Raw genomic sequence first — 14883 nt, forward strand, 5'->3', positions numbered from 1 at the left:
ACGAACATTTAATTAATACACACAAAATGAAAAAAAACAAATTTCTTTTAGGTCTTTTAACATTTGCAGCACTTACCATTATTAGTTGTGCAGCAGATGATACTGCTGATGTTATTATTAACCTGGGAGGTTCTGGAGGGACAGATCCATCTGGTACAGTAATAGGAGGGACATTAACAGCAGATCTTACCCTTAGTACAGGAACAGAGTACAATTTAACTAGTGCTCTTATAGTTCCTGAAAACATAACCCTAACCATTGAACCTGGAGTCGTTGTTAAAGCTACTACTGGATCTGATGTTTATGTTGCCGTACAGAAAGGTGGTATTATTATGGCAGAAGGAACATCTTCTAATCCAATTGTTTTTACATCTAACTCTGCTACACCTAACCCAGGAGATTGGGGAGGTCTTATTATATTAGGACGTGCACCAATAAATTCTGTAGTTGGTGGAGACGCTACTTCTACCTCTGAAATTGGAGGTTTACCTTATGGAGGTAGTATTGTAAATGATAATTCTGGTATTATAAGATACCTACGTATTGAGTACTCTGGTGGTGCTGCTGATGCTGCATCAGAAAACAACGGATTCTCATTTTATGCAGTTGGTAACGGAACAACTATTGATTTTATCCAAGCATTTGAAGGTGCCGATGATGGTGTCGAGTTTTTCGGAGGAACAGTTAATGCCTCTCATATCTCGGTAATTGGAGCACAAGATGATTCTGTAGATTGGACGGAAGGCTTTTCAGGAACACTAACCGATGTATATATAGAACACAGACAATCTCATGATAAAGGTATTGAAGGGGATGGTTTCAATACTGATATTGGAAATAACTCAAACCCTGTTTTCTGGAGCGCACCTACCATAAACAACTTAACTATCAATGGGTTAGGGTCTAGCAATGGTAATGAAGCAATCCGTTTGAGAGCAGGTACTCGCGCAATATTTAACAACGTATTCATTGAAGGTTTTGAAGAGGGCTTTGACTTAGATGATGAAGAAACAGGAACAGGTGTACTTGCTAATGAAACTGGTGTTACCAATATCTCTTTCGATGATGTAACACTTACGCTAAAAAATGATACTAATGGTGCATTTGATGCCAATTCATTCTTTTCTGGTATAGGAAACGGAACAGGAGCTGATTATAATTCTTGGAATTCAGGTTGGACTAGAAATTAGTCTTAAATAATTTAAGAAAAACCTCTTAAGTTATCATGACCCTATTTTAAAAATTACCCCCAGTTAAAAACTGGTTACCAAAAACAAAAAAACATCACGACAATCGTGATGTTTTTTTGTTTTTCTTATAAGGTTTCGAAAATTAAATAGAAGCTACATTTTTAGAATAATCAACTTCTTTGATCTTTCCATCAATAATATAAACCCATTTTTTAACTTTTTTTCCTTCTTTGTAGTAGGCAGTAACTATTTTCTCGCCTTCTTCATTAAAACTGAGCCATTGACCTTGCAGTTTACCATCAGTTGTGTACGAACCTGTTTGACTAACTTCACCATTATCATGGTAATAAACAACATCAATTAAATTGGTTTCTTCATTAAGCGTTAATGTTCTTTCTTTTTGACAAAAAGCTAATGATGTGAATAATGCTATGGCTATAATTACTATATTTTTCATCTTTAAATGGGGTTTATTCGTGATTCTATAACAAAGATATGTGGTATTTTACATATAAGCAACGTTTACATAACATTAATTTAACATTAAACTCGTAAAAATCTGGTTATCAATACCTTTACATATTAAATTTATAGAAGAATTAAAAAGTATAATCTAACGATTCTATGATACTGTTAAATCTCTACCTCAAAAATAAACTTGACATTCACCTAAGGTCTAATCAACTTTACGTTTAGGGTAAATTATTTAAGAATTAACTTTTTAGTTACTTTATTGTTTTCTGAAGTGATACTAATAAAATAGACTCCTGAAGCGTGATTTTCCATATTCAGTTTATAAGAATCCCTTGTTAAGCTAATCCCGCGTTTTTCCATAACGGTTTTACCTGTAACATCTGTAATGGTGAAATCTATTTCACTAATTGTTTTAGATTTTAAATGGAATATTTTACTTGAAGGATTTGGGTACACAGAAAAAACTTGCGAATCAAATTCAGATACATTTAAGGTGCCTTCTATACTTAAATCATCTATTACAACACCCTCGTTTGTTGTAAACGCATCCGAATTAAATACAAATCTAAAAACAATATTGCTTTCTGTATTTAATGCCGCTAAATTATAACTGTAATCTAACAAAGACGAACTCGTCCCAGTCCATTGGGCTCCAGGGCAATTATAACAATTAGATCCAGGAAGTGTATCGCTATTATACCAATTTGAATCGTTAGCGGTTCCTAAAACATTCCAATTAACTCCCAAATCGGTTGAATATTCCACATACATAATATCCCAATTAAATTCTAAATCGAAAGCCATTTTAAACTTAAAAACTGGGTTGTTAAGTACAGATAAATCATAACACTTAGTCACTAAATAACTTTTAATACCATTTCCATACTCCCCAGATAAATTCGTTCCATATACGTTACTCCCTGATGCAGCTGAGCCCAAAAGCGTTCCTGTTGGCTCACCTCTCTCCCAATACCCAGAGCAGTTACCAACTTCATCATAAACTAACAATTCATCAGAAGGATCTTCAAAATCATTTTCAGCATTTAGTATTCCTGATTCATTAGCATAAAATGTGGTAATTAATTCATTATTCCCTCCAAAAGCGTCATTTGCTGTGGTGGTATTTATCTTTAACTCCTGTAAACCAGAAGTTGTTACATTAATTTCTGGAATATCTACTAGTGCAGTAGAGTTTGGTAATATTGTTCCAGTCCAAACCGTATTTTCAGTATTCCCTCCATTTAAACTATAACTTACCTGAACCGAATTTATATTGTTAGTTCCAAAATTTTTAACAAGAGCTTTTACCCCATTTAAGTTACCACAAGTCACTCTTGCCTTAGCATCATTTATTGTAACTATCCCAATTTCTTTATTAATAGACTCGGTTTGAATATTGGATTGCCAAATACCTCTTCCGTAAGTTGCTGCTGTAATATTAGCATCATTTACATTAATCTCTAAATCTCTTACTGGTACGGTTGGTAAATTATTTTCAAATGATTCCCAATCTCCTAAAGCATCATCATACCTATAAACACCTAAACTTGTCCCCAAATACAATGGGTTTTCACTATGTAAATTTTGATGCTTAATAATGTTTTTGGTGACATTAGGCAATGATCCTTTTATACTGGCGAATGTTAAACCACCATCAAGAGATTTTAATACATCTCCTCCGGAACCAGAAGTAGTCACATAAACGATATCGCTATCATTATTATTAAACTCTATTGAAGTTATATTTGAAGAAAAGGATTCAACCGTAGAAAAGGTTACGCCTTTGTCTGTGCTTTTAATTAAATCCTTATTCAAACCAACAAATATATTATTTGGGTTAACTGTGTCTATTTCTAAGACATCTATATTTACATTATTACCAAAACTGGTCGATACTTGATGCCAAGAACTTCCGCATAACTTATAAAGACTTGAGTAGCCTGCATACAACTCGCCATCACGATTCATAACTAAGGGAGTAATCCAATTGCCGCCACTATCATTCGTTCCTGTTTCTGCATCGGGAGCAGATATAGAATAATCTCGACTTGCGCCTCCTGTTTCTGAAACATATAATCCGCCTCCATATTGAATAAAACCAAACATTAAATCTGAATCCAAAGGATCAATTGCAGTATCCATTCCATCGGCACCATAATATACTTGCCAGCTATTATTACTATATGCATATCCGCCATTATCCTGCAATCCTCCTATCATTTTTTGCGAGGATTCACTGGAAACTGTTAATCTATAAAATTGACCTATTTGCATACCTCCTGTTAAATCGGTAAAACTCGTTCCTCCATCTATTGTTTTATAAAAACCGCCATCGGTTCCTGTAAATAACACTCCATCATAAAACCGGAGTAAATGAATATCGGCATGTGAATATGAAGCCGAATTAGGAGAATACCAATTATTAACTTTAGTAAAATCTGTTCCACCATTGGTTGATTTCCATATATTCAACACTCCTGTATATACTTCATTTTCATCTAAATCGGAAACTGCAAATGCCATATCAAACCAAGCTTGACTGCTTTCAAATATATCTCCAACATCCTTAGGATCTCCATTACCCTGATAATCATAGATAGCTTGTGTAGTAAAGTTTATTCCAGAATCTGAAGATTTATAAAGTCCTTGAAACGCATGAGAGAGGTTGACTCCATTATACTCAAAACCAGACACTAATGAACTTAAAACATATATAACATTTGGATTATTAGCTGTTACATCTATTACAAGTCTTCCAGAAGAAGTTGGTAAACCAACACCAAATCCAGCATTAGTAAACGTATTACCTGCATCAATCGAAACAAAAAGTGTATTGGATGTTACCGCATAAATGGTATCTGGATTTCCTGGTTTTAGTTTAATATCTTTTATATTTAAACCTTCCGTCCCATTCATATTACTCCAATTAACACCGGCATCGGTTGTTTTGTATATCCCTCTGCTTGTAGCAACCCATAAAATATTTGAATTTGATGGATGTATATAGATATCGTTCATTAATAATTGTTCACTTGTAAACGCAGACAAACCAGTTGTATTCCAAGAATCACCACCATCAGTTGATTTCATAACACCAATACTGTAGCTATCAGCTCCATCATCATCTCCTGTAGCAATATAAATAATATCTGAATCTGCATAATCAATCGCAATTCCAGAAACTCCAATTTGAGGCAAATCATCAGATAATGGGACCCATGTGGCTCCAGAATCTTCCGATTTCCAAATTCCTCCAGCTGGAGCACCTGCATAATATGTTGTTGAAATATTAGGGTCTACAATTATTGCATTTATGCGTCCCTGTCCAGAACTCCAAGATCCCGTATTTGTATGGTTAAAAGGACCCACTGGCTGCCAATTACTTAAATCTGCGAGTAAACTATTCTGTTTGGATAATTCCACTTGCTCCCAAACCTTCCATAGTTCAGCTGATGATGGCAGTGTACCGTCTTCTTTAACATAATTTTTCCAATACGTTTCCCAACGCTTAAAAGGTTTATAGCCACTTCCCTTTATCTCTGAATCACGTGTTTCCCAATAGGCATTAAAAGCATCAACAATTTCTTGAAAAGTTATCGCTTTTGTTTTTAGACCGCTCTTTTTATAATTAGCGTCTAAAGACTTCATCCAAGGGGCATCCGGATTATACTGGGCTTGAATGGCAAAAGAAAATAAAATGGCAAGTAGGTAAACTATTTTTTTCATAACATTTTAGGGCTTTTCAATATTTTGATTTTCCAGCTCTATGGTTTTATTCATTTGTAGGTCAAGATTTGTAATGGATATCAAAAACTCTTTTATAGTTAATAAAAGTTCTTCCTTAGTTGTAGTCTCAAGATTAGCAAAACTTTCAAGCTTATAGAATTTTGTTTCAACAGCTTTTATTCGAGCTACGATTGAGTTGTTATTTAACTGCTCTGGAATGGCTTCAACAATAGATTCAAAAAGATTTTTAATAGTCTCTTCATTATCATTAAAGTAACTGAGATCTCCTTTTTTAATTTGTCTTACCTGCTCCTGTAATTCTATATATTCTGTCCAATTTTGCGTTAACTCTTCAACTTCTGGACTAGGAACAAATTCAATATAATCTAATTTAAAAATATCACTTTCGGTAATAACATCGTTCTGTTTTACTTCGGCAATATCATTGGTGTTTTCTTCTTGAGTTTTTTTACAGGAAAGAAATAATATAAATAAAGTTAGGATGCACAAAAACTTAGCATTCATAGTAGATTTTTTCATAGGTATATCACAAAGATAAGGAATAGTTTATTTTTCAGAATTTTTAAGGTAATATTCAATAATAATGTAACCATCAAAATATAAGTAGAAATTGTATATTTATCCATTTATGAAATCTATAAAATATGCTTGAAAATTTTTGGTTCAATGTAGAATACGGCATTAATCATGTACTTGATATAAATGCCTACGATCATGTTCTTTTTTTAATAAGTCTAACCGTTCCTTATGTCTTTAAAGATTGGAAACGTGTATTAATACTGGTTTCTATGTTCACCTTGGGCCATACTCTCTCATTGGTATTAGCGGCTTATGGTATTGTAAGTGTTAATGGAGGATTAGTAGAATTTTTAATCCCAATTACTATACTTATTGTAGCGCTTTATAATGTTTTTACTGCAGGAAAGGGCGCTCAAAAGGAGCGTATTGGTGTTGTATTCATTACAACACTTTTCTTTGGGCTTATTCACGGATTAGGATTTGCTCGTGAATTTCGCATGTTTCTAGGAGAATCGGATAACAAGTTGGTACTCTTGCTCGAATTCGCTTTAGGTATCGAACTCTCCCAAGTCATCATCGTCTTTATTGTATTATTTTTAGGGTATCTTGGGCAAACCGTTTTTAGATTTTCAAAACGGGATTGGGTCATGGTGGTATCAGCAATAGTCATAGGTCTGGTAATTCCTATGCTATTGGGCAGTGACTTTTTAGCTTAAACTTTCATAAAACTTTAACTTACATACGTTGTAATTAAAATACGAAGCCTTTATATTCGTTATAAGGATTCGTATAAACGATATAATTATAGTAAATGTCAGACAAGAAACGTCTCAAATACGATAAAGCCTATTTAAGAATAGCGAAGGAATGGGGTAAATTATCTTACTGTAAACGCAAACAAGTGGGTGCTATTATTGTAAAAGACCGAATGATAATTTCTGATGGCTATAACGGTACGCCCTCTGGTTTTGAAAACTTTTGCGAAGACGAAGAAGGCTATACCAAATGGTACGTGTTACATGCCGAAGCTAATGCCATATTAAAAGTAGCGGCATCAACCCAATCTTGCAAAGGAGCGACTTTGTTTATTACTTTGTCACCTTGCAAAGAATGCAGCAAACTAATACACCAAGCTGGTATAATACGGGTGGTGTATCACAAAGCCTATAAAGACGACTCTGGCTTACAATTTTTAAAGAAAGCTGGTATTGAATTACAACTAATTGAAGATTTAAAAGCATAATGCCCTATCAAAAAAAATATTTACCCTTATTAATAGGTGTTGCTATTGCGGCTGGGATTTTTGTTGGGGGAAATTTAAACTTTTCCGATTCTCCAGACCGTTTGTTTTCTACTAACAGTAAAAAAGACAAACTAAATAGACTCATTGATTATATAGATTACGATTACGTCGATGAAATTAATACCGACAGTATTGTAGATGTCACCGTAAATGGTATACTGGATAATTTGGATCCACACTCTGTTTATATTCCAAAAGAGGATATGGAACGTGTTACCGAAAACATGAAAGGAGACTTTGTTGGTATTGGAGTAAGTTTTTATACTTATAAAGACACGATTGCGGTTATTAGACCATTAGAAAATGGCCCAAGTGAAAAAGCAGGAATTAAAGGTGGTGATAGAATTATTATGGCTAATGGTGATTCTCTTTTTGGAGACACTCTTGATGATAGCGACATCATAAAAAAACTAAAAGGACCTATTAACACTAAAGTAAATTTGAAAGTTTACCGTAAAGGCGAACCAGATTTGTTAGATGTTACTGTTAAACGAGCTCGCATTCCTATTAAAAGTGTTGATGCCGCTTATATGCTTACCGAAAAACTAGGATATATTAAGGTCAATAGATTTGCAGAATCCACGTATAAAGAATTTAAAAGCGCTTTAGATAAATTAATTGATGAAGGTGCTAAAGAAATTGCTTTAGACCTCCGCGACAATCCAGGTGGTTTCTTAGATATTGCTGAAACTATTGTTGATGAATTTCTAGAAGATGACAAACTCATTTTATTTACAAAAAACAAAAGAGGCAATATTGAAAAAAGTTTTGCGACTAGTAAAGGTGATTTTGAAGAAGGAAATGTTTACGTACTCATGAATGAAAACTCGGCATCTGCAAGTGAAATAGTAGCAGGAGCTCTTCAAGACAACGACAAAGGAACTATTGTAGGCAGACGCTCTTATGGTAAAGGACTAGTTCAAAGGGAAATGGATTTGGGAGATGGAAGCGCAGTTCGTCTAACAGTTTCTCGTTACTATACGCCAACCGGCAGATCCATACAAAGACCCTATGACAATGGTAATAAAGATTATTATGACGAGTATTTCGAGCGTATGGAAAGTGGTGAATTACTCGATCCTGAAAAAATACAAGTTGCAGATTCTTTAAAATTTACTACCCCAGCAGGTAAAATTGTTTATGGTGGAGGCGGCATCATTCCAGATATTTTTGTGCCTATTGACAATAGCATGTATAACGAAACCTTAACGTACTTGCAGCGCAGTGGGTTTATTAGCTATTATGTTTTTGAAGAGTTGGAAAAAGACAGACACCTTTATGATGATATCTCCAGAGAAGAATTTATAAACAACTTTGAAGTTAGTGATGATTTTGTCATGTCTTTTCAAGATTATTTAAATTTACGTACAAGTTCAAACATAACCTTTGTGGCGTATTATGATGAAGTAAAGCAATATATTAAAGCTACCCTTGCAGATCAACTTTTTGGTAATGGCGCTTTTGAAGAAGTATTCAATCAAAGAGATATTATGATTGATGAAGTTATTAAGTTGAGTGAAGAAAATTAAACATTTCTGTCATGGTGAACTTGATTCAGCATCAAATTAAACAATCTTTTACTAAACCTCAACCTTATCATGCACCTTAGTATGCTTCCCGCCATTCCATAGCGTTAAAATGTCTGTAGCCACATGTGCTCCGCTTCCCGAAGCTATAGCAAATTGACTACGCCATCCAGCGAGGGTTCCTGCAACATACAAGTTATCTTCAACTAAATGGTCAGTGTTTTTTATCCAAATACGGTCTTTTTCAACGGCAGCTCTTGGGTGCGGTTCAATATAATGCTCCAATCCTTTAATGGTCATTAAATTGGTATAGCCAACAGCAATTAGCACAATCCTTGAATGATAGGAGTTTTTATTTGTTCTAATTTCAAAACAATCAGTACTATTCGAAACCTCTAAAACCTTTTCTTTATCAATTTGATTAACATGTGGATATAAATCCGCTAATTGTCTTTTACCACCTTCTAAAATAGAAGCTCCTGTTGTTCCAGACTTAAGTCCTAAAACATTATTAAATAAAGCATTTTGTAAGTGGGATGTTTTTTGGTGGGTTATAATCCCAATACGTTTATCTTTGGCAAAAGCTTTATCATTAGCAGATCCTAAAACTAAAGCGCAAGACATACCTGCGGCTCCACCACCAATAATTAAAACATCAAACATTACTTTCTAGTTTTTACTTTTTCCTCTATGCGTTTAGAAACTAATAGTATTAACATCAAAACTATAGCACAAAGTGATGCTAATAGTGTAATCAGGGCAACGATACTTTCACCCTCAAATGGTGCTTGAGTATCTATTTTTGTAATATTAAATACACCTAAACCGAAAGCAATTACAATTATAACGATAGCAAAATATTTCATTTAATTAAATAAAACTTTTATGTTATGAGCAAATAATTTTACCGCAATTGCTAACAATATAACCCCAAAAACTTTTCTAATAATATTGATGCCGTTTGTCCCCAAAAAACGCTCTATTTTCGAAGATGTCTTCAAAACGATATAAATAAAAATTACATTTAGAATAATAGCCACAATAATATTTTCAACACTAAACTCTGCTCTTAAAGATAGTAAAGTGGTTAAACTACCTGGTCCTGCTATTAATGGAAACGCTAAAGGAAAAATTGAAGCTGTCATAGGATTCGTCTCTTCTTGCTTGTATAGCGTGATACCCAAAATCATTTCTAAAGCAATAAAAAATAATATAAAAGCACCAGCCACAGCAAACGAATTCACATCAATTCCAATGAGGTTTAAAATACTCTTTCCTAGAAACAAAAAAAGCGTCATGATAATCCCCGCAATAATAGAAGCCTTTTCGCTTTGAATATGACCTACTTTTTTACGTAAATCAATAACAATAGGAATGTTACCAACAATATCAATTACGGCAAACAAAACCATAAAAGCCGTAAATATTTCTTTAAAATTTAATTGCATAACAACTAGTTTTTAATGCGATGCAAAGGTCTATATTAATTATTAAATAACAACACATAATAAATCTAAAGTTTCTCTATTTTTGCCCTTAAAGTGCTCATTTTATGTTTCAATTAGGAAAAACCATAGTTTCGGAAGACGTTATTGACAAAGACTTTGTGTGTAATCTTTCGGCGTGTAAAGGGGCTTGTTGTGTGGATGGTGATGCGGGCGCTCCTTTAGAAAAAGATGAAATGACAATTCTAGAAGATATTTATCCTAAAGTGAAGCCTTTTTTGCGAAAAGAAGGCATTGAAGCCATAGAAAAACAAGGTGTATATATTACAACTGAAGATGGCGATTTGGAAACACCATTAATAAATGGTGCTGATTGTGCCTATGTGATATTTGATGAAAACAAAGTTGCACTTTGCGCTATTGAAGAAGCATATAACCAAGGAGAGATTTCTTGGAAAAAGCCTTTATCATGTCATTTATATCCAGTTCGAGTGAAAGATTACAGCGAATTTTCCGCTGTTAATTATCATAAATGGCAGGTCTGTGATGATGCCTGCATACTAGGTAAAGAATTACAAATTCCTATCTATAAATTTGTAAAAGAAGCATTAATTAGAAAATTTGGTGAGGACTGGTACTCTGAATTAGAAAAAGTCGCTCAGGCATCAAATCGATAAAAATTTTATTTAGTTTTTTTCTTGTAAGTGGGGTTTTTCTTAATTTATACCAAAAATTAAAACCCCAATATCCATAGGCATTACCAGAATTTCATTTATTTTAAATATCTGATTTTCAGGCATTTATTTAAGTGTTGTTTTGCATAACAAATGTTAAGCTTTGTTAAAAACTTGTTGACAATGTTTATAACTATACCTTTCTTTTTTAAGTTCTATTTTGAATCTTTGTTAACCCGAAATCGAAGCAAATTTTCGTCAAACTTTTATAAAATTTAAGAAACAATGTCGCAGACACAAGTAGAACCTATTCTCCAAGAAAATAAAGATCGATTTGTTATTTTTCCTATTCAGCATCATGATATTTGGGAATGGTATAAGAAATCTGAAGCAAGTTTCTGGACAGCAGAAGAAATTGATTTACATCAAGATCTTACGGATTGGGCTACTAAATTAAATGATGATGAGCGTTATTTTATAAAACACATTTTAGCATTTTTTGCAGCTAGTGATGGTATTGTAAACGAAAATCTAGCCGAAAATTTTGTGAATGAAGTTCAATATAGTGAAGCCAAATTCTTTTATGGCTTCCAAATTATGATGGAAAACATTCATAGTGAAACCTACTCACTTTTAATTGATACTTACGTAAAAGACGAAAAGGAAAAAGACATTTTATTCAATGCCATTGAAAATTTTCCTGCTATTAAGAAAAAAGCAGATTGGGCACTTAAATGGATTGAGTCTCCAAGTTTTGCAGAGCGTTTAATAGCTTTTGCTGCTGTTGAAGGTATTTTCTTTTCGGGTGCGTTTTGCTCAATTTTCTGGTTGAAAAAACGTGGATTAATGCCAGGATTAACATTTTCTAACGAGTTAATCTCTAGAGATGAAGGTGTACACGCAGACTTTGCTGTTCACTTACATAACCAACACTTAGTAAATAAAGTTTCAAAAGCACGTATTAGAGAAATTCTAATCGATGCTTTAGATATAGAAAGAGAATTTATAACAGAATCTTTACCAGCAAGTTTAATAGGTATGAATGCGGTATTAATGTCGCAATACTTAGAATTTGTAACAGACCGATTGCTATATGAGCTAGGTTGCGAGAAGGAATACAATACGGCCAATCCATTTGATTTTATGGATATGATTTCGTTACAAGGAAAAACCAATTTCTTTGAAAAACGTGTTTCGGAATACCAAAAAGCAGGTGTCCTTAACAAAGAGGAAGAGAAAGATAAATTTAGCTTTGATGCCGATTTTTAATTGATTCAAAAATCAGTTAAAATGACATTTCCATACAATGGAAAACTAAAAAAATTTTATTGACCATAAACAAGTTTAATCCCTATAACTGATACTTCAGAAGGCATTATTTTTTGTTTATAAACTAACAAAAACAACTAAGTTTCAGCTAAATGATAATTAGCAAAAAACTTAGGCTAACTAATTAACCCATTTTCTGAAGGTGTATCAGAAAAATAAAAAAACGTGTAAACAATGTATGTAGTAAAAAGAGACGGAAGAAAAGAACAAATCATGTTCGACAAAATCACTGCTAGAGTGAGAAAACTGTGTTATGGCTTAAACGAATTAGTAGACCCTTTAAAGGTTACTATGCGCGTAATTGAAGGCTTGTACGATGGAGTTACCACTAGTGAGCTTGATAATCTTGCAGCAGAAATTGCTGCTACCATGACAACAGCTCACCCAGACTACGCACGTTTAGCCGCAAGAATTTCCGTATCTAACTTACATAAAAACACCAAGAAAACCTTTAGCGAGGTAATGCACGACCTATACGCTTATGTAAACCCAAGAACCGGAAAAGACGCGCCTCTTTTATCGGATGAAGTATACAATGTCATTATGGAGAACAAAGACCGTCTTGACTCTACAATTATATACAACCGTGATTTCGGATATGACTATTTTGGGTTTAAAACATTAGAACGCTCGTACCTTCTAAAACTAAATGGGCAAATTGCTGAAAGACCTCAACACATGCTTATGAGGGTCTCGGTTGGTATTCATCTAAACGATTTGGATGCTGCTATTGAAACTTACGAGTTAATGTCTAAAAAATATTTTACACACGCTACACCTACACTATTTAATGCTGGTACACCAAAACCACAAATGTCTTCTTGTTTCTTATTAACAATGAAAGAAGATAGTATTGATGGCATTTACGACACGCTTAAACAAACTGCAAAAATATCACAATCTGCCGGTGGAATTGGATTAGCAATGCATAACATTCGTGCAACTGGCAGTTATATTGCTGGAACTAACGGAACATCTAATGGTATTGTTCCTATGCTAAAAGTTTTTAACGACACCGCACGATATGTAGATCAAGGTGGAGGAAAACGTAAAGGAAGTTTCGCTATTTATTTAGAAACTTGGCATGCCGATATATTTGATTTCTTAGATTTAAAAAAGAATCATGGAAAGGAAGAAATGCGAGCACGTGATTTATTTTACGCGATGTGGATTTCAGATTTATTCATGAAGCGTGTTCAAGAAAACGGGGAATGGACATTGATGTGTCCTAACGAATGTCCAGGATTACCAGAGGCGCATAGTGAAGAATTTGAAGTCTTATATACTAAGTATGAAGCAGAAGGAAAAGGAAGAAAAACCATAAAAGCTCGCGAACTTTGGGAAAAAATATTAGAATCTCAAATTGAAACTGGCACACCATATATGTTGTATAAGGACGCGGCTAACCGTAAGTCTAATCAACAGAATTTAGGAACCATTCGTTCGTCTAATTTATGTACGGAAATCTTAGAATACACATCTCCAGATGAAGTTGCCGTTTGTAATTTAGCTTCGATTGCTTTGCCAATGTTTATTAAAAATGGGGAATTTGATCACAAAGAATTATTTAAAATCACCAAGCGCGTAACTAAAAACTTGAATAGAGTAATTGACAGAAATTACTACCCAGTGGTTGAAGCTAGAAATTCTAATATGCGCCACAGACCAATTGGTTTAGGTGTTCAAGGATTAGCCGATACATTTATAAAGTTACGTTTGCCTTTTACAAGTGATGAGGCAAAAAAATTGAATCAAGATATTTTTGAAACACTTTACTATGCAGCTGTTACGGCAAGTATGGAAGAGGCTAAAGTTGATGGTCCTTACGAAACTTATGAAGGATCACCTATAAGTAAAGGAGACTTCCAACATAATCTTTGGAATATTAAAGACGATGAGTTAAGTGGAAACTGGGATTGGGCAAAATTACGCAAGCAGGTGCTTAAAAATGGAGTGAGAAATTCATTATTAGTTGCTCCAATGCCTACGGCATCAACCTCTCAAATTCTTGGTAACAATGAATGTTTCGAACCATATACGTCTAATATTTACACACGTCGTGTGCTATCTGGAGAATTTATCGTTGTTAATAAGCATTTATTAGAAGACTTAGTTGATTTAGGCCTTTGGAATGAAAGTCTAAAACAAGATATTATGCGAGCTAATGGTTCTGTACAAGGTATAGATATTATCCCTCAGGAAATAAAAGAGCTTTACAAAACTGTTTGGGAATTAAGTATGAAAGACATTATTGATATGTCTCGCCAGAGAGGTTACTTTATAGATCAATCGCAATCACTTAACCTATTTATGGAAGGTGCAACCATGGCAAAATTAACCTCAATGCATTTTTACGCATGGAAAAGTGGCTTGAAAACAGGCATGTATTACCTGAGAACCAAAAGTGCAGTGGATGCTATTAAATTCACCTTACAAACTACTAAAAAAGAGGAACCTGTTGCCGAAGTTGTAGAAGTAAATAATGTAGCTGTGCAACAAGAAGAAGCTAAGAAAAAGAAATTAGCCGCTCAAAACGCCGCTAAGTTTGCAAAACAAAACACCACTCCAGAAGTGGAAATTGAACCAATGTCTGCAGAAGAAATGAAAGCGCTTATTGCGCAATCAAAAGAAGGACAAGGTGATGATTGTTTAATGTGCGGGTCTTAAAAAACCCAA

At 34.0% G+C, this 14883-nt stretch carries 13 protein-coding genes; 7 read left to right on the plus strand and 6 right to left on the minus strand.

The genetic code is table 11. The features are described from left to right. Positions 1-26: 26 nt before the first annotated feature. Positions 27-1190 carry a multidrug transporter gene (locus tag FEF17_RS03865; protein ID WP_139001044.1) on the plus strand — a complete coding sequence of 388 codons (1164 nt, stop codon included), beginning with the start codon at positions 27-29 and terminating at the stop codon, positions 1188-1190. Between the two features lie 142 nt (positions 1191-1332). Here FEF17_RS03865 and FEF17_RS03870 read toward each other — a convergent pair whose 3' ends face one another. The 3 genes from FEF17_RS03870 to FEF17_RS03880 all read right to left on the minus strand — a co-directional run bounded on the left by FEF17_RS03870 (position 1333) and on the right by FEF17_RS03880 (position 5915). Continuing rightward, positions 1333-1647, minus strand: a complete 315-nt coding sequence (locus FEF17_RS03870; protein WP_139001045.1) for a toxin-antitoxin system YwqK family antitoxin — start codon at positions 1645-1647, stop codon at positions 1333-1335. A 245-nt stretch (positions 1648-1892) separates the two neighbouring features. Next, on the minus strand, positions 1893-5390 hold the full coding sequence (locus FEF17_RS03875; RefSeq protein WP_139001046.1) for a T9SS type A sorting domain-containing protein: 3498 nt from the start codon (positions 5388-5390) through the stop codon (positions 1893-1895). Between the two features lie 6 nt (positions 5391-5396). After that, positions 5397-5915, minus strand: coding sequence for a P-loop NTPase family protein (locus FEF17_RS03880; protein WP_139001047.1), 519 nt, complete (start codon positions 5913-5915; stop codon positions 5397-5399). Between the two features lie 140 nt (positions 5916-6055). Between FEF17_RS03880 and FEF17_RS03885 the strand changes: the two genes are divergently transcribed. From FEF17_RS03885 to FEF17_RS03895, 3 genes are all read left to right on the plus strand, one after another. Next, positions 6056-6646 carry a HupE/UreJ family protein gene (locus FEF17_RS03885; protein WP_139001048.1) on the plus strand — a complete coding sequence of 197 codons (591 nt, stop codon included), beginning with the start codon at positions 6056-6058 and terminating at the stop codon, positions 6644-6646. A gap of 95 nt (positions 6647-6741) precedes the next feature. Beyond that, the gene (locus tag FEF17_RS03890; RefSeq protein WP_139001049.1) at positions 6742-7173 is read left to right on the plus strand and encodes a deoxycytidylate deaminase; all 432 of its coding nucleotides are present in this window, start codon (positions 6742-6744) and stop codon (positions 7171-7173) included. Beyond that, the gene (locus FEF17_RS03895; protein ID WP_139001050.1) at positions 7173-8762 is read left to right on the plus strand and encodes a S41 family peptidase; all 1590 of its coding nucleotides are present in this window, start codon (positions 7173-7175) and stop codon (positions 8760-8762) included. Before FEF17_RS03890 ends, FEF17_RS03895 begins: the two co-directional genes overlap by 1 nt. A gap of 51 nt (positions 8763-8813) precedes the next feature. Here FEF17_RS03895 and FEF17_RS03900 read toward each other — a convergent pair whose 3' ends face one another. Genes FEF17_RS03900 through FEF17_RS03910 form a run of 3 tightly spaced genes read right to left on the minus strand, consistent with a single transcriptional unit; the run spans position 8814 to position 10207 of the window. Next, complete coding sequence (locus FEF17_RS03900) at positions 8814-9422, minus strand: FAD-dependent oxidoreductase (RefSeq protein WP_139001051.1); 609 nt, start codon at positions 9420-9422, stop codon at positions 8814-8816. Then, positions 9422-9625 carry a hypothetical protein gene (locus tag FEF17_RS03905; RefSeq protein WP_139001052.1) on the minus strand — a complete coding sequence of 68 codons (204 nt, stop codon included), beginning with the start codon at positions 9623-9625 and terminating at the stop codon, positions 9422-9424. Before FEF17_RS03905 ends, FEF17_RS03900 begins: the two co-directional genes overlap by 1 nt. Next, positions 9626-10207: a MarC family protein gene (locus FEF17_RS03910; RefSeq protein ID WP_139001053.1), complete on the minus strand. Its 582-nt coding sequence runs from the start codon at positions 10205-10207 to the stop codon at positions 9626-9628. A 104-nt stretch (positions 10208-10311) separates the two neighbouring features. On the opposite strand from FEF17_RS03910, the gene FEF17_RS03915 reads away from it, so the two are divergent. The 3 genes from FEF17_RS03915 to FEF17_RS03925 all read left to right on the plus strand — a co-directional run bounded on the left by FEF17_RS03915 (position 10312) and on the right by FEF17_RS03925 (position 14874). After that, on the plus strand, positions 10312-10881 hold the full coding sequence (locus FEF17_RS03915; RefSeq protein WP_139001054.1) for a DUF3109 family protein: 570 nt from the start codon (positions 10312-10314) through the stop codon (positions 10879-10881). 282 nt (positions 10882-11163) lie between these two features. Further along, entirely contained in the window at positions 11164-12147 is a 984-nt protein-coding gene (locus FEF17_RS03920; RefSeq protein WP_139001055.1) for a ribonucleotide-diphosphate reductase subunit beta, read from the plus strand. A 234-nt stretch (positions 12148-12381) separates the two neighbouring features. Beyond that, entirely contained in the window at positions 12382-14874 is a 2493-nt protein-coding gene (locus tag FEF17_RS03925; RefSeq protein ID WP_139001056.1) for a ribonucleoside-diphosphate reductase subunit alpha, read from the plus strand. Positions 14875-14883 lie beyond the last annotated feature (9 nt).

Origin of the sequence: Hyunsoonleella aestuarii, assembly GCF_006148925.1 — a bacterium.
Taxonomy (GTDB): Bacteria; Bacteroidota; Bacteroidia; order Flavobacteriales; family Flavobacteriaceae; genus Algibacter_D; species Algibacter_D aestuarii.

What these genes read in the sequence shown, in the direction of transcription:
- FEF17_RS03915 (WP_139001054.1), top strand. Translation starts at nt 10,312, where the DNA reads ATGTTTCAATTAGGAAAAACCATAGTTTCGGAAGACGTTATTGACAAA.
- FEF17_RS03885 (WP_139001048.1), top strand. Translation starts at nt 6,056, where the DNA reads ATGCTTGAAAATTTTTGGTTCAATGTAGAATACGGCATTAATCATGTA.
- FEF17_RS03870 (WP_139001045.1), bottom strand. Translation starts at nt 1,647, where the DNA reads ATGAAAAATATAGTAATTATAGCCATAGCATTATTCACATCATTAGCT.
- FEF17_RS03880 (WP_139001047.1), bottom strand. Translation starts at nt 5,915, where the DNA reads ATGAATGCTAAGTTTTTGTGCATCCTAACTTTATTTATATTATTTCTT.
- FEF17_RS03900 (WP_139001051.1), bottom strand. Translation starts at nt 9,422, where the DNA reads ATGTTTGATGTTTTAATTATTGGTGGTGGAGCCGCAGGTATGTCTTGC.
- FEF17_RS03890 (WP_139001049.1), top strand. Translation starts at nt 6,742, where the DNA reads ATGTCAGACAAGAAACGTCTCAAATACGATAAAGCCTATTTAAGAATA.
- FEF17_RS03925 (WP_139001056.1), top strand. Translation starts at nt 12,382, where the DNA reads ATGTATGTAGTAAAAAGAGACGGAAGAAAAGAACAAATCATGTTCGAC.
- FEF17_RS03865 (WP_139001044.1), top strand. Translation starts at nt 27, where the DNA reads ATGAAAAAAAACAAATTTCTTTTAGGTCTTTTAACATTTGCAGCACTT.
- FEF17_RS03905 (WP_139001052.1), bottom strand. Translation starts at nt 9,625, where the DNA reads ATGAAATATTTTGCTATCGTTATAATTGTAATTGCTTTCGGTTTAGGT.
- FEF17_RS03920 (WP_139001055.1), top strand. Translation starts at nt 11,164, where the DNA reads ATGTCGCAGACACAAGTAGAACCTATTCTCCAAGAAAATAAAGATCGA.
- FEF17_RS03910 (WP_139001053.1), bottom strand. Translation starts at nt 10,207, where the DNA reads ATGCAATTAAATTTTAAAGAAATATTTACGGCTTTTATGGTTTTGTTT.
- FEF17_RS03875 (WP_139001046.1), bottom strand. Translation starts at nt 5,390, where the DNA reads ATGAAAAAAATAGTTTACCTACTTGCCATTTTATTTTCTTTTGCCATT.
- FEF17_RS03895 (WP_139001050.1), top strand. Translation starts at nt 7,173, where the DNA reads ATGCCCTATCAAAAAAAATATTTACCCTTATTAATAGGTGTTGCTATT.